Annotated in this window: 18 protein-coding genes and 1 pseudogene; 10 read left to right on the top strand and 9 right to left on the bottom strand. The window is 33.9% G+C overall.

Annotation, left to right across the window (positions count from 1 at the left end; all coding sequences use genetic code 11):
- Nucleotides 1–108 precede the first annotated feature (108 nt).
- From ACY2RT_RS12320 to ACY2RT_RS12365, 10 genes are all read left to right on the top strand, one after another.
- Entirely contained in the window at nucleotides 109–1,434 is a 1,326-nt protein-coding gene (locus tag ACY2RT_RS12320; protein WP_490156224.1) for a hypothetical protein, read from the top strand.
- Nucleotides 1,407–2,057 carry a condensin complex protein MksE gene (locus tag ACY2RT_RS12325; RefSeq protein WP_490156225.1) on the top strand — a complete coding sequence of 217 codons (651 nt, stop codon included), beginning with the start codon at nucleotides 1,407–1,409 and terminating at the stop codon, nucleotides 2,055–2,057. The genes ACY2RT_RS12320 and ACY2RT_RS12325 overlap by 28 nt, the downstream gene beginning before the upstream one ends.
- Nucleotides 2,054–5,266, top strand: coding sequence for a hypothetical protein (locus tag ACY2RT_RS12330; RefSeq protein WP_490156226.1), 3,213 nt, complete (start codon nucleotides 2,054–2,056; stop codon nucleotides 5,264–5,266). Before ACY2RT_RS12325 ends, ACY2RT_RS12330 begins: the two co-directional genes overlap by 4 nt.
- Nucleotides 5,267–5,269: 3 nt before the next feature.
- Entirely contained in the window at nucleotides 5,270–6,220 is a 951-nt protein-coding gene (locus tag ACY2RT_RS12335; RefSeq protein WP_490156227.1) for a hypothetical protein, read from the top strand.
- Nucleotides 6,221–6,252: 32 nt separating this feature from the next.
- On the top strand, nucleotides 6,253–8,019 hold the full coding sequence (locus tag ACY2RT_RS12340; RefSeq protein WP_490156228.1) for an ATP-dependent nuclease: 1,767 nt from the start codon (nucleotides 6,253–6,255) through the stop codon (nucleotides 8,017–8,019).
- 55 nt (nucleotides 8,020–8,074) lie between these two features.
- Nucleotides 8,075–9,655, top strand: a complete 1,581-nt coding sequence (locus tag ACY2RT_RS12345; protein WP_490156229.1) for an AAA family ATPase — start codon at nucleotides 8,075–8,077, stop codon at nucleotides 9,653–9,655.
- Nucleotides 9,648–10,259: a retron system putative HNH endonuclease gene (locus ACY2RT_RS12350; RefSeq protein ID WP_490156230.1), complete on the top strand. Its 612-nt coding sequence runs from the start codon at nucleotides 9,648–9,650 to the stop codon at nucleotides 10,257–10,259. Before ACY2RT_RS12345 ends, ACY2RT_RS12350 begins: the two co-directional genes overlap by 8 nt.
- 124 nt (nucleotides 10,260–10,383) lie before the next feature.
- Nucleotides 10,384–11,403, top strand: coding sequence for an RHS repeat domain-containing protein (locus tag ACY2RT_RS12355; protein WP_490156460.1), 1,020 nt, complete (start codon nucleotides 10,384–10,386; stop codon nucleotides 11,401–11,403).
- Nucleotides 11,404–11,850, top strand: coding sequence for a hypothetical protein (locus tag ACY2RT_RS12360; protein ID WP_490156231.1), 447 nt, complete (start codon nucleotides 11,404–11,406; stop codon nucleotides 11,848–11,850).
- A 400-nt stretch (nucleotides 11,851–12,250) separates the two neighbouring features.
- The gene (locus tag ACY2RT_RS12365) at nucleotides 12,251–12,622 is read left to right on the top strand and encodes a hypothetical protein (protein ID WP_490156232.1); all 372 of its coding nucleotides are present in this window, start codon (nucleotides 12,251–12,253) and stop codon (nucleotides 12,620–12,622) included.
- Between the two features lie 158 nt (nucleotides 12,623–12,780).
- Here the strand turns inward: ACY2RT_RS12365 and ACY2RT_RS12370 are convergent, their stop codons facing one another.
- From ACY2RT_RS12370 to ACY2RT_RS12410, 9 genes and pseudogenes are all read right to left on the bottom strand, one after another.
- Nucleotides 12,781–13,107: a hypothetical protein gene (locus ACY2RT_RS12370; protein ID WP_490156233.1), complete on the bottom strand. Its 327-nt coding sequence runs from the start codon at nucleotides 13,105–13,107 to the stop codon at nucleotides 12,781–12,783.
- A 145-nt stretch (nucleotides 13,108–13,252) separates the two neighbouring features.
- A pseudogene (locus tag ACY2RT_RS12375) lies at nucleotides 13,253–13,966 on the bottom strand (magnesium chelatase domain-containing protein); the annotation flags it as partial.
- Between the two features lie 81 nt (nucleotides 13,967–14,047).
- A complete protein-coding gene (locus tag ACY2RT_RS12380) occupies nucleotides 14,048–14,725 on the bottom strand; it encodes a response regulator transcription factor (RefSeq protein ID WP_490156234.1) in 678 nt (225 codons plus the stop codon).
- The gene (locus ACY2RT_RS12385; protein WP_490156235.1) at nucleotides 14,722–15,522 is read right to left on the bottom strand and encodes a sensor histidine kinase; all 801 of its coding nucleotides are present in this window, start codon (nucleotides 15,520–15,522) and stop codon (nucleotides 14,722–14,724) included. The genes ACY2RT_RS12380 and ACY2RT_RS12385 overlap by 4 nt, the downstream gene beginning before the upstream one ends.
- On the bottom strand, nucleotides 15,483–16,112 hold the full coding sequence (locus ACY2RT_RS12390) for a hypothetical protein (RefSeq protein ID WP_490156236.1): 630 nt from the start codon (nucleotides 16,110–16,112) through the stop codon (nucleotides 15,483–15,485). The genes ACY2RT_RS12385 and ACY2RT_RS12390 overlap by 40 nt, the downstream gene beginning before the upstream one ends.
- Nucleotide 16,113: 1 nt before the next feature.
- A complete protein-coding gene (locus ACY2RT_RS12395) occupies nucleotides 16,114–16,533 on the bottom strand; it encodes a hypothetical protein (protein WP_490156237.1) in 420 nt (139 codons plus the stop codon).
- Between the two features lie 87 nt (nucleotides 16,534–16,620).
- On the bottom strand, nucleotides 16,621–19,029 hold the full coding sequence (locus tag ACY2RT_RS12400; protein WP_490156238.1) for a S8 family serine peptidase: 2,409 nt from the start codon (nucleotides 19,027–19,029) through the stop codon (nucleotides 16,621–16,623).
- A 146-nt stretch (nucleotides 19,030–19,175) separates the two neighbouring features.
- Nucleotides 19,176–20,744 carry a glucose-6-phosphate isomerase gene (pgi, locus tag ACY2RT_RS12405; protein WP_490156239.1) on the bottom strand — a complete coding sequence of 523 codons (1,569 nt, stop codon included), beginning with the start codon at nucleotides 20,742–20,744 and terminating at the stop codon, nucleotides 19,176–19,178.
- Nucleotides 20,741–21,601: an N-acetylglucosamine kinase gene (locus ACY2RT_RS12410; protein ID WP_490156240.1), complete on the bottom strand. Its 861-nt coding sequence runs from the start codon at nucleotides 21,599–21,601 to the stop codon at nucleotides 20,741–20,743. The genes pgi and ACY2RT_RS12410 overlap by 4 nt, the downstream gene beginning before the upstream one ends.

Here is a 21,601-nt window from a genome sequence, read left to right on the forward strand (position 1 = left end):
CCACAGTATGCTTTTGATGTCTAAATTTCATAATGATTTTTAGACCGCGAACTATAGTAGAGCGTCATAAATTAACCATTCAATTGTAAATAGAATTACATAGAATAATTGGAAGAAGCGAAAATAGACATATTTAACTTCATTGATGAAATTTCAAATTTTGAAACCTACCGCCAGTTATACCCAGACCAGCGAGAGGGTCTTGTAATTGCTCATTTATATCAACGTGTAAAACTAGGGCTGTATGATAATGATTCTTTTACTGCTGAGGAAATTCATTCACTGTTTGAGTCTACATTAAACGAAGGGGAAAAAAGAGTAATATTAGTAAAGGAGCGAATAAACAAACTCCAAAAGTATTTCTTAAAATATGACGAAGAAACACAACTGTATTCCTTTCAAGAATATGGGATAAAGTTTTGCAGAATATCCGAGGAAACTATAAGAGGGTCTTTTAAACCCACCGAGATTAAAGTCATTTGTTCTCAGTTGAAACGGAAACTCCTGAAATGCATTGGGGATGAAGTCAAAACAGAGGAATGGTTTACAATAGATTTCGAGAACTTTCATCCTCACCTTAAACAGCAAATAGATTTTTTGGATAGGCAAATTGACGAAGCTGTAGAAAAATTAAGAAATGACACTCTTTCTGAAAGACAATCACCACTAAAGTTGTTGCAAATGGTTAGTGACGACCTTGCAGATATACAGAAAAAAAATGACGAGTTGCGAGCGGCATTTTCAGAAAGCTATTCCATAAGTACATTATTAATGGAAATAGATACCGAAAAGGAGATATTATTGGAGTATATAAATCAAACTTCCCGTTTTTTTGATAATGTTCAAAGTAGACTCAGAAATACAAACAGGAGGCTAGATAGAATTCAACCAAAAATTAAACAACTCTTTTTTACATTAAGCCAACCGGAATACAGTGCAAAAATAGATCGATTCATACGGTTTTTATTAAAATATTCGATACTTGATGGAAAAGGAAATGATAAAGAAATTGCATTTCCTGAAGAAGTAAAAACTAAAATTTCAAATTATAAACGCCCAAAATATCTATTGATAGACAGAGATCGAAATTTATTCCCTATACAGTCAAAATCAAGAAAAAAATATTTTAGAAACCCTCAAATAGAAGCACAAAACAAAGCTGTCTTGGAAAAAGCTTTCAAAGACACGCAGATAATAGATGATTGGGTACAATTGTTTTTTGCTCAAATACAACAGAAAAAAGAATTGGATATTTCAAGTGGATTTTTCTCCGTATTGGAAGAAACAAATGATATAACAATCGCAACAAAAGTCACATTCAAGGTTGTTGAAGATGCCCATAACAATGAAAAATACGATGTGGACATAGATAAAACTAATTTGGTAAGAAGTGAGAATATAGCACTATGGAAAACAATGATATTTCAGAAGTAGTATACCTGAAGTTTTTAAAACATGAAGATTCTGTTCAATATTTTGGAAGGTTGGATTACGGTCTAAAAGATGGGGTGCATTTTCAAGACTATGGGGATCAAATACCTTACTATCGTTTTTTAAAAAAACATAAAGGCTCTTTAAATGCATATTATGAACGCTTTTTCGGGATAAGCCTCAAAGAAGAGAACGAACAAGCGGACTCATACTTCTTTCTAGACTTTAATGATTCAAGCAGGGGAAATATGCCGCAGCAGTTCAGGGATGCCCTAAAAAACGACTACATCATCTTAGGACTAATAATCTATAAAATAATATTTCTGGAAGGAAACCTTGAACTATCCTCTATTCAAAAATTAAAGCGAACCATTAGAAATGATTATGAAGAATTTAAACCTGGTCTAAGAAAGCTTGTGGCCCAATCTACAGCTGACAAAGATAATTTTGATGATGATGAAGCAATTGACAGTGCTGTGGACAGAGCCTTAAAACAATTTAGAAAACTAGCATGGTTAGATTATCAAGGGGATACGTTTGAACCTAGAACTTCTTTCCATAGAATTATAACTCTATATGAAGACATTATACCCAAAATAGATACGATAGTAGAGAACTATAAATGAAACAATATCCGCGCATACACAGCTTAGGGGCTATAAATATTATACATCATCAAGAATTTGATTATGAATTTCATCCATTTAGAACTGATTTTACAGGTGAAAGCGGTGTGGGGAAAAGTATTATCACAGATTTAATTCAACTAATCCTTGTAGGTTCAACCCACTACTTGTCCTCGACTCAAGGCTCGGATGATAGACCCTACAATAGTCTTATTATAGAAACCCTTGATAAAGGAGATTATGGCTATACTTATCTTAATGTAGAAGTAGCCAAAGGGAAATACTTACTAGTAGGCAGCTATATAGAGCGAAGGTCTAGAAAAACACAGGCCTTTATTGTTCAGAAGAATTTGGATTTTGATCAAAACACATTGATCCCATTTGAAACCCCTTTTACAGTGGAACGTTTTGAAATGAACAGTAAATGGATGACGTTACAAGAATTTGATAGGCACATTAACACAGGTAACCATCTAGGCTGTAAAGTATTTCATTTATTTAAAGACTATCATCAAGTATTGTTTGAGAATAAAATACTACCAATTGACATTTTTACCAACAATAGTGATCTCATGGATTATGCAAAGATTCTACAAGCATTTGCCCGTAGGGGAATAAGTGTCAAAAACGATGTGGATTTACAAGAGTTTTTACATGGAAAAACCACTGGGCTAAAATTTTACAATCAGTTTCAAGATGCTGTAAAACAGATGGAAGATTCGATTATAGGTCATCGAAAAAATCATCAGGAAGTCCAAGAAATAAAAGAAAAAAACAAACTACTTAAAAAACTACGAAACTTTAAGATTGTAAAGGATAATACCCAAGTAAAATATAATAACGCGAAATATAATTTTGAAAATCACAGTTTGGAACAAATAAATAATGAAATAAGACAAACATTACAAAACTATTTTACGGCAATAGCTACTCTTAAATCGTTAAGTAATCTAAAAGTAAAAACAATCCAAGAATGTGATACAAAAATTACAGAGATCACACCTCAAGAGAAAACATTAAAAAAAGAAAAAGAAAATTTACAAACTACTGTGGATTTCTTTGATATTGTTGATAAGGCCTTAGAGAAACTATCCCTTAAATCATGGGAAGAATTAAAGTTATCCTATGCGTCATATAAAGAAAATGAAGCTCAAATACATAGATATACTCAATTAAAAACGCAACTACAACAGCAAGGGTTAGAAGATAGTTTTAATGCTTTGGACCTCAGTAAGTCATTTATGGAAATTGTTAGTTTATTAGATGAACAAATTTCAAAGAGTACAAATCAAATAAGACAATACAATGAGTTGATAAATTTTCATGATTATGAAAACCCAAAATCAATGGCATATTGGGTTATTAATGAAAATAGGGATTTTAATATAAAAGAAGAAAGCGTCATAAGGTACTATTTCAATATTCAAACTGTCAAACCTGAAAAAATAAAAGATGATAGTCAATATTTACCAAGCCCAAATGACATTTTAGAAACTCTGGAAAATAGCACTGTTGAGAATGAAGAAAATGGATTTTGGATAACACTTTCTGGCCTTCATGTGTTTATAAAGGAAATAGACCCTCCCATTTTTAAATCCGATAATATAGATCAATTGAAAAAAATGTTCCGATCTAAAAGAAAAGACTTGAGAATAAAACTTGAGGAAAAGGAAGTATTATTGAAAATCAGTACAAAATTACGTGGGTTTGTTTTAGAGCAACTAACTGAACCAGAAAATGATTTAAAGGTGTGGCAAAACCGAAATAATCTGGAACAAAAAACAGAACAACAAGAGGAAATCTTTACCCGATTTGGAGATTTCGACTTCGATAAAGAAATAGAAAAATACCCCCACAAAAAAAGTATCATTTCCGAATTCACAAAAAAAGAACAAGAGCTAAGCGTTACCAGTAAAAATATCAGGCAATATGAAAGTCTAAGGGAGCAGTTGGATACCTTCGAAATTCATACTCTACCAGAACGTAATTCTAATTTAGAAAGCATAGCAAAAGAGGAAAAAGTAATAACTGAACCAACTTTAGATATTTCAGTAGACAAAGATAAGTTCATAATAGATTTTACAAAAAAGCACACCGACGCAGTCAACAACTTAAACATAGAAGAAGATATCGAAGAATCTATTCAAAACAGAAATTCAATAAAGACAGAATTAGAAACCCTCAAAATAAAATACCCTTATGTCGCCAATGTCAATTTAGAAGAAAAACTAAATAAAGAAGATTACGACAAAATTTATAAAGATTACGATGATGCGGATAGAAATTATAGTAGAGAACTTAATGCTATACTAATTGCTTATAAACTATCCGATAAGGAACAGCAACTTGAAGGAGAAAAATCTTTTATGCATTTATCTAAACTATTGTTCCCATCGGAAATTTTTAAGAACATTTCGTTTGATGAAGCAGCGATATTAGACGAAATTGAAAAATATCTTGAAAAGATAATAGATATCAATGCCAAAATAAATCAGAACAAGCTTCTTGCGATAAAAGATATTTTGGATAATTTAAAGATAGAGGTAAGTAATCAGATCGAAATTAATAAATCAATTAAGCGATTTTTTAAGGAGGACTACACAAAAATAACAGGAGATAATAATGCTTCATTGGAAATAAAACCGAGCACTACGGTTTCTTTGAGCTGGATAACAGGATATCTTAAAAAATTGGCAACCATTGATATAGGGTTATTTGATTATCAAGAAAGTCTAAATTCCAAAAACAAAGAACTACCTTCTTTAGAAGATAAACTATTATTCGCATATCAGGAGTTTAGCAAAACTCCAGAACCAAATATTTCTGTTAGAAGATTATTAAACCCATTTTCATATTACAGCCTGGATTACAGTATCGTAACCAAAAGTGGAAAACGAAATTCTGGTAGTACAGGGCAAACCTATACTTCCATAGCTCTATTATGTATAGCTAAATTGTCCTTGAAAAATAGAGGGACGAAAAATAAAGATCCAATTCCTGGACTTCGCTTCATGGGTATTGATGAGGCGGAAGGGATTGGTTCTAACTTTGATATGTTGAGTAAGATAGCTGAGCTTTTCGATTATCAAATTATTTCTTTATCCATAAGCCCAAACAAGCTTAAAAGAGAGAATCAATATATCTATAGGCTTACCAAAATAGTAGAAGAGGAAAGAGCTAACCACCACCCGTCAGTAATATTCAGTTAAACTATGAGAGAAGAATTAACTTGGAGAGAATTGGAAGGGCTTTATCGGTTGTATAAGGGGAAAAGTACACGTTTAAAGTTAATGAATAACATATATGTAAAAAGGGTTTTATATGAGATAGAAAGAGTAATCGATTACAAGAATGGCAATCTAAATGTTATTGAAAAACAAGATGGCTTCGATAAATTCTTTGAAGAAAAATTATTAGATCACTATCAATACTATGCTAATTTTTTTGATGAAGTTGGTATCGAAAAATCAGCACTTCGAACTTATTCTGAATATATACTAAAATCTTTAATGTTGATTCATAAAAACAAAGAAGAGCTAAAAGATACTCTATCAACTCCACATATTTTTTCTAGCAATTTTTTTGAAGAAAAAGATTCTAAGTTTCTAGATGACAACAAAAGATTACAGAAAGATATTTTAAAAATTTTGGGGGTAGAAAAGTTTCCGAACCAATCCCCTAAATCACAACAGTGGCGATTGGTAGTCGATTGTAAAAACCCAAAATACATCCTGCTTTGCGAGAATATTGATTTTTTAAAAAATCCATGGGCTTTCAGAGAGAACAACATCGAATTATGGCACTTAGGTGGCAGTAACACTAAAAAACTAGAAGATCTACCTTCAGAAAAAATAGTCCATCCAATATTCTACGTTTGTGATTGGGACTACCATGGATTGGATATATACTTGCGGATTAAGAGATTGCTGATCGAAAAGGGCATAAATTTTTTGTTATTAGTTCCTAAAAACCCAATGCTAAAACCAATAAAATCGGGAAAACATTTTAGTCAGTGGCAAAAGGGAGAGTTTACAAATTTGGAACGGGATGCCTTCTCCAAAGAAGCCCAGAGTTTAATAGAACAATTGGTTGAAAAAAACAAATGGATAGAAGAACAAACTATCACACCTATAGAGTTGATCATGAATCGAACAAATAAATGAATCTCAACATTACACAAATACAAAACTAGCCAATGAGTCATAAATTAACCACAATAAAAATACAGAACTTTAAGTCGATTATTGAACTTGAATTTGAGCTAACCGAATACTCTCCATTAGTTGGATATAATAATGCAGGGAAAACCAACATTCTTGAAGCCATAAAATGGGTTTTAAGAAAAAGCTCTTTAAAAGCTACAGATTTTAATGATGTCAATGAATCTGTTATTATTACAGCAAAAATTGATGGAATAAGTGAGACAATCCTTGAAAATTTAAATACAACTCACAGACTAAGAATAGAACCATTTTTGGATTCAGAGTTACTTACGATAAGAAGAATACAAGCAACACCTACAACAACAACTGCTCAAATTAGACTTGAAGTGCTTAATCCATCTGATGGACAATGGCAATCAAACCCAACCGGGATTGACAATGCAATCAAAGATTTATTTCCCGAACCTATACATATTGGGGCAATGGAAAACTCGGAAGAAGATGTAAGTAAGTCTAAAGCTGGAACTACAATTGGAAAACTTTTATCAGAGATAATTGGGCCAATTGAAGAACAATATGGAGACAAGTTAAGAACGGTTCTGGATGGATTAAAGGAAGTTTTAGATGCAGATGGAGAAAATAGAGCAACCGAATTAACAGAGTTTGACCAACAAGTCAATGAAAAGTTAGATGCTTTTTTCCCTGACATTAATGTCAAAGTTCATGTTCCTACACCCGAACTGAAAGAAGTTTTTACAAAGGGGACAATTAAAGTCTACGAGAATCAAAACACAAACGGAACAGATGTTTCTGCTTTGGGACATGGTGCCCAGCGTTCTATTCAGATGACTTTGATACGACATCTTGCAGATTTGAAAATAGCTTCGCAAGAACAAACTACAACTACATTATTATTGATAGATGAACCTGAACTTTATTTACACCCGCAGGCAATTGAAATATTGAGAGTTTCATTAAAGACTCTATCTAACCAAGGGTATCAAATTATTTTCACAACCCATTCGCCATTTATGATTACAGAAAAAGATGTGGCAAACACTATCTTGATTAGAAAGAATTCCACTCTTGGTACTCACAAACGAAGCTCCTTAAAATCAGCTATACCTCAAGTCGAACAAGAAGCACAGCATCAATTAACATTGTTATTTGCATTAAGTAACTCAAGCAACATACTTTTTTCAGAAAGAGTTGTTCTAACAGAAGGAAAAACAGAACAAAGACTTATTCCCTTTTTAATAGAGAACATTACTAATAATACTTTAGGAACTCACAAATGCGCTTTGGTAAAGCAGGGTGGATCTGGTAATACAAGAAAATCAAAAATGGTTCTTGAAATGATGGATTTGCCATGTAAAGCAATCGTTGATTTAGATTATACTTTTAAGCATGCAGTTGATGATGGTTTTTTACAAGTAAATGACCCTGATTTAGCCGCTTGTCTTTCGGAATTATCATCACTAGCAGGCCCAAATGGGATATCTTTAGATAATGGTTTGCCAACGAATAAAAATAGTTCCATGTCGGCAGCAGAAGCTTTTACGTTATTAGCTACACAACCAAATGTTCAAACGAATATTCAAAATCTAAAGACAAAACTGCAAGTCCAAAACATTTGGATTTGGAAAAAAGGAACTATTGAAAGACATCTGAATTTAAGTGGGAAAACCGAAGCTGTTTGGGCGAGGTTTGTAAATGACATTGAAACTCACGGAACTCAGACAACATTGCCAAATGACCATGCTGAAATTATTGAATGTATAAATTGGATATTAACATAAATGAGTAGTAATTTAATTACATTATTAACAATAAAATATTGATGCCAAATAAAGAATGGATTTAAAAGATAAATTTCGAATTATCTCACTTGAACTAAGTGATAATTCTTTTCTTGGAACAAATAAGTTTGAGTTTATTGATTCTGAGGATGTCGATTATCAACCTTCGATTTATACAACACTGATTATTGGACCAAACGGAACTGGAAAAAGTAATCTTTTTCGTACTATGATCGAATTATTTCGAGAACTCTGGTTGTTAAGTAGAGGAGGTAAAAGAACCTATGCCGTTGATGGAAGGTTTCGTATGAGATATCACTTTATTGGGGATACGTTTGAGTATTCCAACTTTTTACCGGTCGAAGGCATATCAGAGGATATGAAAATTTTAACCAAGAAAGGAAACCCAAATTATCTTAAGAAGAATGATGTAAGAGTAGCTTTTTCAGAGGCATCGTTTCCAATTTCGATTGTTGCTAATTCCATAATGCTGACGGATAAATTTTTTGTCCCTAGAGAGCTAAAAAAAGAACTCCAGAAGTTCGAATTTGCTCCTTATAAATATCTTGGTGTTAGGAACCGCCCACAACAAGCAAGTACTCGTTCTTATATTAGAAAGACAGTTGAATTTATTGTAGAAAATATTGATGACAGGTTATTTAACGTTGGACTAAGAAGAATAACCAACTTTTTAGGGCTTAATGAATCCTTGCAAGTTGTTTATCAAACAAGGTATACCAAAAAGTTCTTCACTGGCGATGTGAAAAAAATCAACATCGAAAACTACTTTTTCAGTATAGCTGAGAAATATAAGGATTCGACATCAATTCCACCCTTTAAGTTGAATTATTTTAATAAAATCTTGAAGTCATCCCCTGGGGAGCTTGATGAGATTTGCCTGTTTATGAATCGATTAGTAAAAGATGGGAGTCTCACTCATATTTATCGTAGTTCGAATAAGAAAATAATGTATGACATTCTCGAACCAAAGGTTAAATCATTCGATATTGGAAAAGACTTTTATTACTTAGAGCATTTGAGAAATCTAGGTTTTTTAACTCCTCCCGAAATTAGTTTAAATCAAGGTAGTTTTAAACTAGAGCAAAGCAGTTCAGGAGAGTACCATTTTTTATCATCTATGGTTGGACTTTTAGCAACCATTAAACCTATGGGGGTAGCCTTTATTGATGAACCAGAGGTTAGCTTACATCCAAATTGGCAGATTAAATACATAAGCTTTCTTCGAGAATTATTTTCACTACCTGCTTATAATAGTACACATATTTTTATTGCGACCCATTCACATTTTTTAGTCTCTGATTTAAAGGCCAGTTCGTCAAAAATAATTGGCTTAACTAGGGAGAATAGTAGACTTAAGACTCTTGAGTTTGCACACAATGTCGATACCTATGGTTGGTCAGCTGAGGCTGTTCTTTATCGTATTTTTAAAATGAGGACAACTAGGAATTATTATTTGGATTTAGATTTAAGAGAAGTGCTAGGACTGATTGCAGAAAAATCAGATGATTTTGTCAGAATTAGAGAGATATTATTGAGGCTAAGAAAAGTGAGTTTAGACAAACACGATCCATTAAATGAAGTCATTGAACGAATAGAAGAATATATTGATGGTTAAACAAATTCTAACCCGCTTAAACTTAGCACAAAATTATTTGGATCACATTAATGGTCTACGTCCGCACACTAAAGATATGTGGGACAAGCCGCCAGATGATACAATTAAGGAAATAAAAAGGGAAATTCGAGACCAATTATTAGTAATGCAAGACCAAGAGTGTGCCTATTGTGGTCTGGATTTAGGAGGAACAAGTGAGGGTCAAATTGAACATATTGCGCCTAAGGGAAGATACCCTCTATTTACATTTGAAATAGAAAACTTGGCTATGGCATGTCATTACTGCAATGGCTTTAGCAAGAAAGGAACTAAGGATACTATTAGGATCCTTCATGCGAATTATTTTGATTGTGAATATAAGCTTGTCCATCCCTACTATGATAATCCAGACGACCATTACGAATGGACTTCTCTAGATAAAAAAATATTAATACAATTTAGAACCCCTCAAGGAGAATATTCAATAGGTTTATTTGGTCTAGATGAACCACAAATGACATTATTAAGGGGAAAAAAAATCGTCTATGAAATTGTTGAATCGGAAAGTGAAACACCTCAAATAGATGATGAATTAATTCAAAAAATTTTGGATTATAGAGCCTAAATTTTCTGAGGAAATTAGGTCAAATACTCATAATGATTTAGTTTTGAAACAAATAGTTTGTTCATTGAAATACCCCTTTGGTAAAAGAGGGACATTGGTTGGAAAAGTGTAAAAGGACTAAAAAATCACGGGTAGTTACTATCCTTTTGGTTTAAAACAATTAGGGTATAATAATGTTATTTCGTCAAATGGAAGTTCCCTTGCCCAACAATGGAAATATAATGGGATGGAATCTAATGAAGATCTAGGATTAGGAATGACAGAAATGGTATTTAGGCAATATGATCCTGCTATAGGAAGATACAATGTCATTGATGAGTTGTCTGAAATGGCTGTAAATTATACACCTTATAGATTCGGTTTTAATAACCCAATACTGTTTTCCGATCCTACAGGATTATGGGAAAGAACAGAGGATGGAGGCTATCAAACCAATGATGAAGATGAGATAGCGAGATTATTAGGTTTCCTAAATAGGGAGGACAGTGATGGAAGTTTTGAAGGATTAAGTGAATTTATTGAAGAAGATATTGCATTTATGGAAGAATTTAATAGTGGTTTGATGTTAACTGAAGCCCGTATGACTAAAAGTAAGTCTTCCGGTGAATATTCATTAACAGATCTATCTACTCATAAACTCAGAAATGAAGTAGCTTATTATAATGGTACAACAGACTATTTATATGATCGATCAGATTATGAAATGCGTAATAAAATATTAGCAGGTGGTAGTGATCCTATATCAAGAGAATTATTAAGACGTGAAAATAGTGGACAATATCAACCTGTAACTGCTTCAAATTTCATCTCCTATGTAGGAGATGCTAATTCAGCTAAAATGGTTATTTTCAGTCAGTATATGGAAGAGCTTGATTTTACTAGTGGAGCTTTTGGAAAATTAGGACGTTCTAAAGGTAAGTTTTTAGGATCTATTAGTAAACTTAATAAACATAGTGCCTCTTCAAAAGTAGCTCGATTACTTGGATATAATTCAGCCGATGAAATTCCATCTAGCGTCAAAAACATGAGTTTTAATGAATTTCATCTGAAGTTTAGTGGAAACTATAAAGGAAAATTTAAAGGTAGAGGAACATATATGACACATATGTCTATGGATTGGAAAGCACTTAAAAATGGTTTATAAATGAAAAAAGAAATAATTGTATGTCTATTTTTTGCTGTTTTTGTTATCTCTTGTCAAAATACAGTAAATAAAAATGGAGAAAAGAATACCAATAATTTAATGAATGTTGACGATGAGCAATATAATGAAGAAGACTATATAAGAGTACAAGGTATAGTTGTTAAAGAGATCTTATATACTCGTAGAGGTGTTCCCCCAAAAAGAGATCTGCACTATATATATAGATTAGATCTGGATAAACCTTTATTAGGAATAGAAAAAGAATCAGAGTTAGTTCTTCATCCAGAAGAACCAATTGGAGTAATGGTTCATAAAAATGATAGTACAAAGAGTTTTATTGCTCATAGGGGAATAGTAAATGAAGATTTATTAGTTGAGTATTTAACTAAACCAAATAGTGACTACGAAGATTGGTTTGATGAAGAGTATTTGAATAATAAAAACTAACAATATCTACTAATTAGGGATAATAATTAAAAATTGAAAATTACTCCCCACATGACTAAATATTAAGACACACTTTGGTCATAATCTAAAAATTGGCGACAAAGTTTTTGAGCATATTTATGGTAATGAAACATTTAGTTAAATTAAAGATTAATAATGATTGATAAATATTTAGAAAATAATAGCTTTATAACTGCTATAGATGGTAGTCAATGTAAGACTATAGAATTTTTTTTAAAAGAAATTGGAAGGTCTTTTAGTTTTCCAGATCACTGGCCGCCAGCCGTCACGAACGTTATACGAGACCGTTGTATGCGAGCTTCTCGCAACATACAATAAAAATTGAAGCAAAGATTAAGCAAGGAGTATTAAACCATTTTAAAATTTAAATTTGATACTTATGAGTAGAAAAACACTTCGTATAAATAATTTTGGAGCAAGTATATTGAGTGAGTTTGATATATTTTACATTTGGGTTACTGAAATTCAACGGGCATATCCTGAAACTGCAAATAAACCAGATATTAATAAGGTTAAATTTAATTGGTATTGGAATGGATATAATGGTATCGGTGAAATAGATTATTTCAATAATACAAAGACCGTTTGTAATGTATTTGGTGAAAATTTTTCAAATATGACTGTTCTCTCTAACTCAAAAAAACAACAACCTAATGGGCGTTCAAATTGTGCATTATACAATGATGGATCTTTGGAAGAATTATTTAGTAGAATATTGAATATGATTGACTTACCAAATCTCGAAAAATAGATAAAATCAGTGATATAAATAATGAAGGGTAAGCAATATACCAAACTAATGTACTTAGCAAGTTTCTATAAAAATCTCTATCAAGAATGAAATGTGCTAAAAAAATTAGAAAAAATAGTACAAAAAATAGTACAGACAAATAAGTTATTTTTTTTATCCTAGTTTCCATTAAATCCCTTTTCAATTGCTCTTTGATCTGCTTCACTATCAAAACCAATTTCATTTATTTGTGAACCAGACTGTAATTCTCCATAACTAAATCCTGACAGACCCATTGCTCTTCCCCACATATAGTTTCCTGCATCATATAGGTTATAAATTGAATTTGTATTTCCTAATCTAAAGAATTTTGCTCCATCTTGATAATTAGCTCGACTTCTACTTAACCAAGAACTGTTAGATCTTGAAGGGTTTTTTATCAAAGTAACAAGGTAACCTTCTGCAAAATCAAATCCAGTTTGACTTTTACCAATAGCAGACAACATACTCCATAAATAATATCCTCCTCCTATTGGGTCATTCCTCTGTTTAATCGTTCAGTTCTTACTTCGTCTCCAACGGTGATAATCTTCGTTGGATATAGGTAATGCTTAGGTTTCGGCTGTTTTAGGTTCAGAGGAGGTAATGGGGTACAAACGGTAACCTTTTAGCAAGCATGGTCTTTCCGGAACCCGGCGGACCAATAAGAATAATATTATGCCCACCGGCTGCAGCGATCTCCATACAACGTTTTATAGATTCCTGTCCTTTAACATCAGCGAAATCAAATTCAGGGTTTTCCAGGTGTTCGTAAAATTCGGCCTCCATATCAACGATGGTTTTTTCAAGGGGAACTTCTTCATTGAAAAAATCGATCACTTCTTTGATGCTTTCAATTCCATAGACCTCAATTCCGTCTACAATGGCTGCTTCTCTTGCGTTTTGTTTCGGAAGAATAAATCCTTTAAAACCCTCTTCTTTGGCTTTTATTGCAATAGGTAAGGCGCCACGAATGGGTTGCAAGCTTCCGTCCAGAGAAAGTTCTCCCATAATAATATACTGGTTGATAGCATGTTTTTCTTCAATTTGTCCGGTAGCGATCAAGATCCCCATTGCCAATGTAAGGTCATACGCAGATCCTTCCTTGCGCATATCTGCCGGCGACATGTTCAAAATAAGTTTCTTTCCGGGGATCTTATAGCCATTGTTTTGAAGCGAAGCTGCAATCCTGAAATTACTTTCACGAATTGCATTGTCAGGTAAACCTACCAGATGATATCCTATTCCTTTATCTACATTAACTTCAACTGTAATAGTGGTTGCATCTACACCAAAGACGGCACTCCCATAAACTTTTGTGAGCATAGTTTATCATTAATCAGGGAGTTACATTGTAAGGGAACTAATTTAATTAAAAATTAGGTTGTATAAAATTTTCAGTAGGGTTTATTCAACAATAATAGGTGGTATTAAACTATTGTTGATAGCAAAGATGACCAATCCGGCAATATTTTTAACACCGGTCTTTTCCAGAAGGTTTTTTCTATGGACCTCCACGGTCCTGGGACTTATAAATAACTTATCTGCGATCTCGTGTGTGGTATGCTGCCTGCAGATCAATTCCAACACCTCCTTTTCACGGGGAGAAATAAAGCTTGCATCAAAGACAGATCTTTCCGATGCTTTGTTTACTGAAGCAAATCTTTCATTTACGATCTTCATAACAAATTGATCATAATAAAAGCCTTTATAATACACTTGCTTGATGGTATGAATTACCTTTGAAGGAGGAGAATTTTTAACCAAATAAGCACTTGCTCCAACATCTATCATATTACGTATAAAAGGCTTTGTATTGTAGGTTGTCAATGCAACAATACTAATATCCGGGTGCTCTTTATGAATGAGTTTTGTAGCCTCTACCCCATTTAGTTCGGGCATTTTAATATCCATGATAATAATATCCGGCAAGGTATCCGTACTGGCGAGAAAGTCTAAAAGATCTCTCCCATTCTCAGCTTCATAGATGATATTGATTCCTTCTTCACGGGAAAGAATATAGGACATCCCTACTCGAAATAGCTCTTCGTCATCTGCTAAAATTACATTGATCTTTGTATTCATTTTTGAATTTCGATCTCGAACTTTATACCATTACCAATACTGGAATCAACTATCACTTTTCCATTTAGTATGTCAGCCCTGTTATTAATACCACTCATTCCCAAACCTTTTGCTTTTTGAATATCGTTTAGGTCAAAGCCGTTCCCATTGTCACTATATTGTAAATATAGGAGGTTTTCCTTTATTTTCACAATGAGGTCTATTCGCGTTGCCTCTGAATGCTTTATAGAATTGTTCATTAATTCCTGTACAATCCTGAAAAGGTGCAACTCCTTATCATTACTTAAAAACCCGCTTTCATAATTTAGATCATGATGTACTTCAAACTTTTTGGTTTCTCCAACCTCTTCACACAGTTCTTCCAATGATGCCTCCAACCCAAATTTCTGCAAGGTAGGTGGTAAAAGGTCGTGTGCTATTTTTCGGGAACTTTCCAATATGGTCGAAGTGATACTTAAAATGTGCTTTCCAATAGTATTGGTTTCTTTTGGAGATATGGAGTCCTCAGTTAAAAAGTTTGCATTGAGAGATACCACATTGAGTTTTGAACTAATGGCATCGTGTAGGTCTTGAGCAATACGTTTGCGTTCTTCCTCTTGAGTGATAAGTGTAGACTGGAGAACCTCCTTTTGGTGTTCTATCTCCATATTGGCTTTTTCCAATTCGGCTTTAATAATGCGCTTTCGGGAAAAATAGAAAAATGCAATAATGGCTAAAGACATAATCACAAACAACCCAATGGCCATTAGAATGATACTTATGATTTGATCCTCATCTGTGAATAATTCTTCCACCATTCTACGAATATAAGGATTTGAAAAACGAGATATAAAATTCTATTGGTGTTAATAAGAATGTAATTCATTTCTTTAGAAAAATTAAATACCAAATTTCCCGAAGCAAAGATCAATGTGCTGGAAAGCAGGTATAAAAAAACACCAATATTTACAATAACAAACTCGCCCTTTCCGGTAAGTAATTTATAAAAATACAAAACGGCATAAAGTACAATAAGAGTGTGTGTTATGCTCATCCCTATAGGATTGTACTTAAAGAAAATATCTGGTTGTGCACTGTATTGATACGCCAAAAAAAGCACTACCAGTGCCAACAAAATTAAAATCCATTTCTTTCTTAAAAGTTCAAAATAAAAAAATGAAAGTAAAACAAATTGAAGTATAAAATAAAAATGGGATAAAAATAAATTGGGTTTATGTAATGCTTTAGCAATAAAAATTGTTGCCAGTTGAATAATAGCAACTGTAGCAATGTAAATTGAAAATAATATAAAAGCTCTGTTATTTCTAGCAGAGCTTCTTATGTATAAAATAGCATTTACAAGCCCAAAAAGGGTTGTAAAGTAACTCAGGACAAGAAAAAAGTCCATTTTAATTCAAAGGGCTTTTGTCATCACAGTCCGGAGGGCATGGGTTTGTAAAGTCCCAAACACTGGCTTCAGCAGCACCTAATTTATTACCATATTTATCGGTTGATTCCGGAAGAATATCTCTATAAATAATACGGCCATCTGGCTGAGTTTCCGGTTTGGTGCCTACAAGCATTAACTTTTCTGTGAATTGATGATCCGGATCAGAAGGATTGTTCTCAACACCTATATAGGCTCTTATCTTTGCATAATCGTCACCTAGTTGCCTCTTAATTTCTGCTAAAGCTTCTTCTAGGTCTACGGCTGGTATTAAAAAAGCCTTACAGCTATTATACTTGTTATAATCACTTTCGTCTTGACGCCATTCCTGTGCCCAAGCTATTGCTGTTTCCAATGGAATTGTGTTCTCTTCTTTGCTCATATCTTAATTGGTTTAGTTTATAATACTTAAAAATATAAAAACCTTCGCCATAAGACGAAGGTTTTTAACAAGAATTTGTAAAATCTCTTATTCCTTGACTATTTGCACTACTGTATAATTATTTTCTACATTAATACGTACAAAATAGGTTCCTGCACTTAAACTGGACATATCTATTTGTGTAGTAGTAGATTCAGTAGTTTCAGAAAGCATAGTTTGCCCTAAAATATTCATTACTTCAATCGAAGAAATATCAGAGGCAGCTTTAACATTCAAAACACCTGTAGTAGGATTAGGATATACTTCTAATCCCTCAATGGTTTGTTCATTTATTCCAAGGACACCAGCAACAGTAAAGCTGTATATTTCCGAAAAAGTTCCATCTGCACAAATAGTATTTGGCTTAACTCTCCAAAAATATTCTGCTCCCTCTGTTACACCAAGAATTAGAACATTTGGTACTGTTACATTCTCCGAGAACTCAATATTTGTAAAAGCTACATCACGAGCTAATTCAAAATCATAATTGTCAACAGTACTATCTCCTAACTCCCAAGTGAAGTCTATTACAACAGGAAGATCTATTGCCTCGTCCGCAGGATATGTTAGTCCTATTGTTGGGACATTAGTACTTAATATGCGTAAAACAACATAAACATTAACTGTTTCTGAAGTTCCTGCCGCAGTTACTTTAATTTGGTAATCACCCGGGGTTAAACTTCCTATACCATTTACAGTAAGCTCTACTGTACCTTCAGCATTCAATGAAGTTGGGGATATACTTCCTGTAGTTCCTGCAGGTAGGTCTGAAACAGTAAAGTTAACTGTATCAGAAAAACCATCACTAAACCCAAGATCAATATCAAATGTAGCACTGCCATCTGCAACACAGGCTTCTTTAATTCCTTCACGACTTGAAGCTGTAAATTCTTCTTTGTCTATTCCACTAACGATCAATGAAAAAACCTGACTGTCATTAGTTATAGCATTTGTCTTATGAGAAACCTGAATGATGTACTCTCCGGATGCTCCTGTAATTTCGATCTTTTCTATATTATCAACGATATTATCTCCGTTGGTAGCAGCAGCTGAAAAGTTTGACGGGTCCAATTTCCAAGGGAGAAAAGTAGTACCACCATCTTCAGATACTCTAAGATCAAGGTCATTGACCAGCATAGGTGTTGCCAGATCATTTACTCCACTTGGTAATACAGTTCCGGAAGGATCTGTCCAGGTGAGAGAAACCACTAAGTCATTAGCTCCATCTGATTGTACCGAAAAAGTATATACATCTCCGGGAAATAGTTCTTCTTCTACCATAATAGAAGAAGTTCCATTGTCTGAAATAACCTCAGCAGCTCTTTCAGTATTCATTAATCCCCATCCAAATCTGTAGTCCGGTCCGGGGGTAGTTCCTGCTTCATCGGCAGTATGAAGCACTAATCCTCTAAGAGTAGAGTTCAACATGTATTCACCATTTATATTATTATAGTGTTGTTGTAACAATATTAAACTTCCGGATGTATTTGGCGCAGACATGGATGTTCCATTATAATTAGCATATGAAGCTGCTCCAACCGAAGAAAACATAGCGACTCCCTTTGCGGCAATATCCGGTTTAATTCGACCGTCGTCTGTTGGTCCCCAACAACTAAAAGAAGACATATTCACACTATTGGGTCCTGTATAATTTAACACCTCAAATGTTGCTGCACTAACTAAGTTATTTTTAGCAACCGATGTACCTGTTAAGTAGTCATATCCACCATCTCCGGAATTTACTCCGGACTGGCGATCATTTCCTGCAGAAAAAACAGGTAAGTAATAAGGTGTATTATAAGTGATATTATCAACACTTTTTGAATTAGAATCATAGTATCCTAACTGCCATAGATCCACACTATTTATATTATATCCGTAAGAGTGGTTTGACACTAACATTCCGCCGGCGGCCGCCCCAACCATTTCCGAAATATCATTATTGAAATCGTAAGCATCTAATTCGGCAAGCGGTGCCATCCCTTTAGTTGCCCCACCTTGTACAGATCCGGTACCTATCATAGTTCCGGAAACATGTGTGGAATGATCACTAAAAGAACCAGGGTTATCTATTTGAGTTACCCGGTTTCCCAATAATGGGTGTGTACTACGTACACGGCCACCGTCCCAAACTCCCATGACCATATTCTCGCCATTTAAGTCTAATCCTGCACCCCCTCCTGTATGAACACGATTGGTACGGGTTGTAATCGCACCTTCTCTATTATGTGTCATATAATATTTGGGCTTTCCATTCTCAAAAACACCAACCAACATGGCAACACCGCCATTTGGAAGTTCAATGATTTCTTCCCAACCATTAATAGCAGCTAATTCTAATGCTTTTTGTTTTTCACGTGCAAACTCAGAAGCATAATACGCTTCCATTTCTGCTAATTTTTCTAAGTCATAACTGCTTGTAATCTCTTGTCTTTCGGCTAAAGTTTGCGCTTGCATAACTATAGTTGTACTAAACATAAAAAATAAGCAGAGTAATATTCTTTTTTTCATAGTTAAGTTTTGATTAATTGATTTCGTCTTTAACGTCCGAAAATATCAAAAAAAATTGAGGTTTAAAATATTTAAGTGCTTAATCGGGAAATTTATTTTCTTCGTACTAAACCTATTAAGCGTTTTGTGGATGAATTTTCACTACTTACCAAATCCTTTTTCTTAATCGAATCTAACATTTTTTTCGTTAGTTTTTTACCCAACTCAACTCCCCATTGGTCATAACTAAAAATATTCCATACAATTCCCTGAACAAATAATTTGTGCTCATACATTGCGATAAGGCTTCCCAATGTTCGGGGAGTTAATTTTTCAATTAAGACCGTATTTGTAGGTTTATTTCCAGAAAAAGACCTAAAAGAGTTCTCAACTTCATTTTTATAGGTTCCTTGCAGCAACGCTTCGGTTTGAGCAAAGCAATTTGCCAATAGCTTTTCCTGATGTTCTGTTTTTCCGTGAAGAGATTCTGCAAAAATTATAAAATCAACTGGAATCAATTTTGTTCCTTGATGTATCAATTGAAAAAAAGCATGTTGTGCATTTGTTCCTGTTCCCCCCCAGACAATAGTTCCGGTTTGGTAATCTATGTTATCTCCGTTTCTATCTACATTTTTACCATTACTTTCCATAACAGTTTGTTGTAAATAGGGAATAAACTTAGTTAAGTATTGTGAATAGGTAATAACTGCTTCGGTTTCGGCTTCAAAAAAATTATTGTACCATATAGAAAGCATTGCTAAGATCACAGGGATGTTTTCTGAAAAATCTTTTTGTTTGAAATGATCATCCATTTCATGAGCCCCTTTTAACAAGGCTTCAAAATTAGGGTATCCTATAGCGCAACAAATAGATAAGCCTACGGCACTCCAAAGGGAAAACCGGCCTCCTACCCAATTCCAGATAGTAAATATATTCTCTGGGATAATTCCAAATTTATTTACGGCTTCCACATTGGCAGAAACTGCTACAAAATGTTTATTAATCTCTGTTTCCGGAGCTACTTCCAAAAACCAATTACGAACCGTATTCGAATTTGTTAAGGTTTCTTGTGTTGTAAAGGTTTTTGAAACAATAATGAAAAGAGTGGTCTCTCTATCCAGTCTTTTTACAGTCTCCATTACATGGTCCCCATCTACATTAGATATGTAATGAGTCCTGATATGGTTTTTGTAATACTTAAGTGCTTCAGTCACCATATCCGGTCCTAACGCACTTCCACCAATTCCAATACTTACAATATCGGTAATAGCTTTACCTGTATAACCTTTCCAATTTCCATTAATAATCTCTTCGGAAAACCGTTTCATTTGCTGAAGTGTTTCAGAAATTTCAGGTTTCATACTTTTAAAATCCCTCAGTGCTGCATGCAGTACTTTCCTTTCTTCGGTTTGATTGATCTTTACTCCCTTGAATTGTGCTTCGATCGCATCTTTTAAATGGACTTCTTCTGCTAATTCAAGTAATAATGAGAGTGTTTTATCTGTAACCCTGTTTTTTGAGAAATCTACATAAAAGTCCTGCCACTCAATAACCATTCGTTGAGCGCGTAAGGGATCTTCCTCGAACATTTCTTGCATCTTTACTGCTTTTATTTCAGCAAAATGCTGCACAAGTTTTTTCCAGGCTTTGGTAGCTGTAGGATTTACTGCAGGTAAATTCATTTATAATTTAATTTGTGTTTTTTATAATACTCGATCAATCCATCAATAGGCCTTTGGATTATGTTACCCAATTCTAACCGGTATTGGTTCATTCTTTCACGGATAATACTTTCAGATAGATATGCGATAGACCCTATAAAATGTATAGGAACTTTTTGAGCCTCTTTAAAACAAAGTACATGGTACTCAATAAATTTAGTGATTCCTTCGGTGATTAACTCATTAAAATAATTGTTATCCTCTTCCGTCGTAAAAATAAATTCGGCAAAAGATGCCAAATACGCATTAGGATTTGGTTTTTTATACAAATTGAGTTTGATCTCATCCGTATCCAGATCGAAATGTTTCTCAAATTTTGAAGCCAGTTGTCCCGGCATTTTTTTATAGAAATAATCTCTTATCAATCGTTTCCCAAAATAGCTGCCACTAGCTTCATCCATTAATGAATAGCCCAACGAAGGTATTATTGTATGAATTTCTTCGCCATCAAAATAACAACTATTGGAGCCTGTTCCTAAAATACAAATGATTCCCGGTTCTGTAGTAGCGGCATACACAGCAGCTACCATATCTTCGTTGACAGAAATGGTTGCCTTGGAAAAAATTGTTTCCAGGACTCCACGGAGGGTTTTTGCAGGAACCTCAGTGCCACAGCCTGCCCCATAGAAATCAACTGCGATTACCTTTTCAAAAAGAGGTTGAAGTTCTTTATTGGACTGTATGCGAGTAGATAATTCCTGTGGAGAAATCACAGCCGGATTTAAGCCTTCAGAACGGGTTTTTAACAACACTTCTCCTCTGTCATCTAATAGAATCCAGTCGCATTTAGTAGAACCTCCATCGGTTATTAAAATCAT

The organism is Ulvibacter sp. 2210JD10-4, from assembly GCF_058148525.1.

Excerpts from the sequence above, each read along its gene's own strand:
- ACY2RT_RS12390 (WP_490156236.1), bottom strand. The coding sequence starts at position 16,112 with ATGGACTTTTTTCTTGTCCTGAGTTACTTTACAACCCTTTTTGGGCTT.
- ACY2RT_RS12410 (WP_490156240.1), bottom strand. The coding sequence starts at position 21,601 with ATGATTTTAATAACCGATGGAGGTTCTACTAAATGCGACTGGATTCTA.
- ACY2RT_RS12370 (WP_490156233.1), bottom strand. The coding sequence starts at position 13,107 with ATGTTGTCTGCTATTGGTAAAAGTCAAACTGGATTTGATTTTGCAGAA.
- ACY2RT_RS12350 (WP_490156230.1), top strand. The coding sequence starts at position 9,648 with ATGGTTAAACAAATTCTAACCCGCTTAAACTTAGCACAAAATTATTTG.
- pgi (WP_490156239.1), bottom strand. The coding sequence starts at position 20,744 with ATGAATTTACCTGCAGTAAATCCTACAGCTACCAAAGCCTGGAAAAAA.
- ACY2RT_RS12330 (WP_490156226.1), top strand. The coding sequence starts at position 2,054 with ATGAAACAATATCCGCGCATACACAGCTTAGGGGCTATAAATATTATA.
- ACY2RT_RS12395 (WP_490156237.1), bottom strand. The coding sequence starts at position 16,533 with ATGAGCAAAGAAGAGAACACAATTCCATTGGAAACAGCAATAGCTTGG.
- ACY2RT_RS12345 (WP_490156229.1), top strand. The coding sequence starts at position 8,075 with ATGGATTTAAAAGATAAATTTCGAATTATCTCACTTGAACTAAGTGAT.
- ACY2RT_RS12385 (WP_490156235.1), bottom strand. The coding sequence starts at position 15,522 with ATGGTGGAAGAATTATTCACAGATGAGGATCAAATCATAAGTATCATT.
- ACY2RT_RS12400 (WP_490156238.1), bottom strand. The coding sequence starts at position 19,029 with ATGCAAGCGCAAACTTTAGCCGAAAGACAAGAGATTACAAGCAGTTAT.
- ACY2RT_RS12360 (WP_490156231.1), top strand. The coding sequence starts at position 11,404 with ATGAAAAAAGAAATAATTGTATGTCTATTTTTTGCTGTTTTTGTTATC.
- ACY2RT_RS12380 (WP_490156234.1), bottom strand. The coding sequence starts at position 14,725 with ATGAATACAAAGATCAATGTAATTTTAGCAGATGACGAAGAGCTATTT.
- ACY2RT_RS12335 (WP_490156227.1), top strand. The coding sequence starts at position 5,270 with ATGAGAGAAGAATTAACTTGGAGAGAATTGGAAGGGCTTTATCGGTTG.
- ACY2RT_RS12325 (WP_490156225.1), top strand. The coding sequence starts at position 1,407 with ATGGAAAACAATGATATTTCAGAAGTAGTATACCTGAAGTTTTTAAAA.
- ACY2RT_RS12340 (WP_490156228.1), top strand. The coding sequence starts at position 6,253 with ATGAGTCATAAATTAACCACAATAAAAATACAGAACTTTAAGTCGATT.
- ACY2RT_RS12365 (WP_490156232.1), top strand. The coding sequence starts at position 12,251 with ATGAGTAGAAAAACACTTCGTATAAATAATTTTGGAGCAAGTATATTG.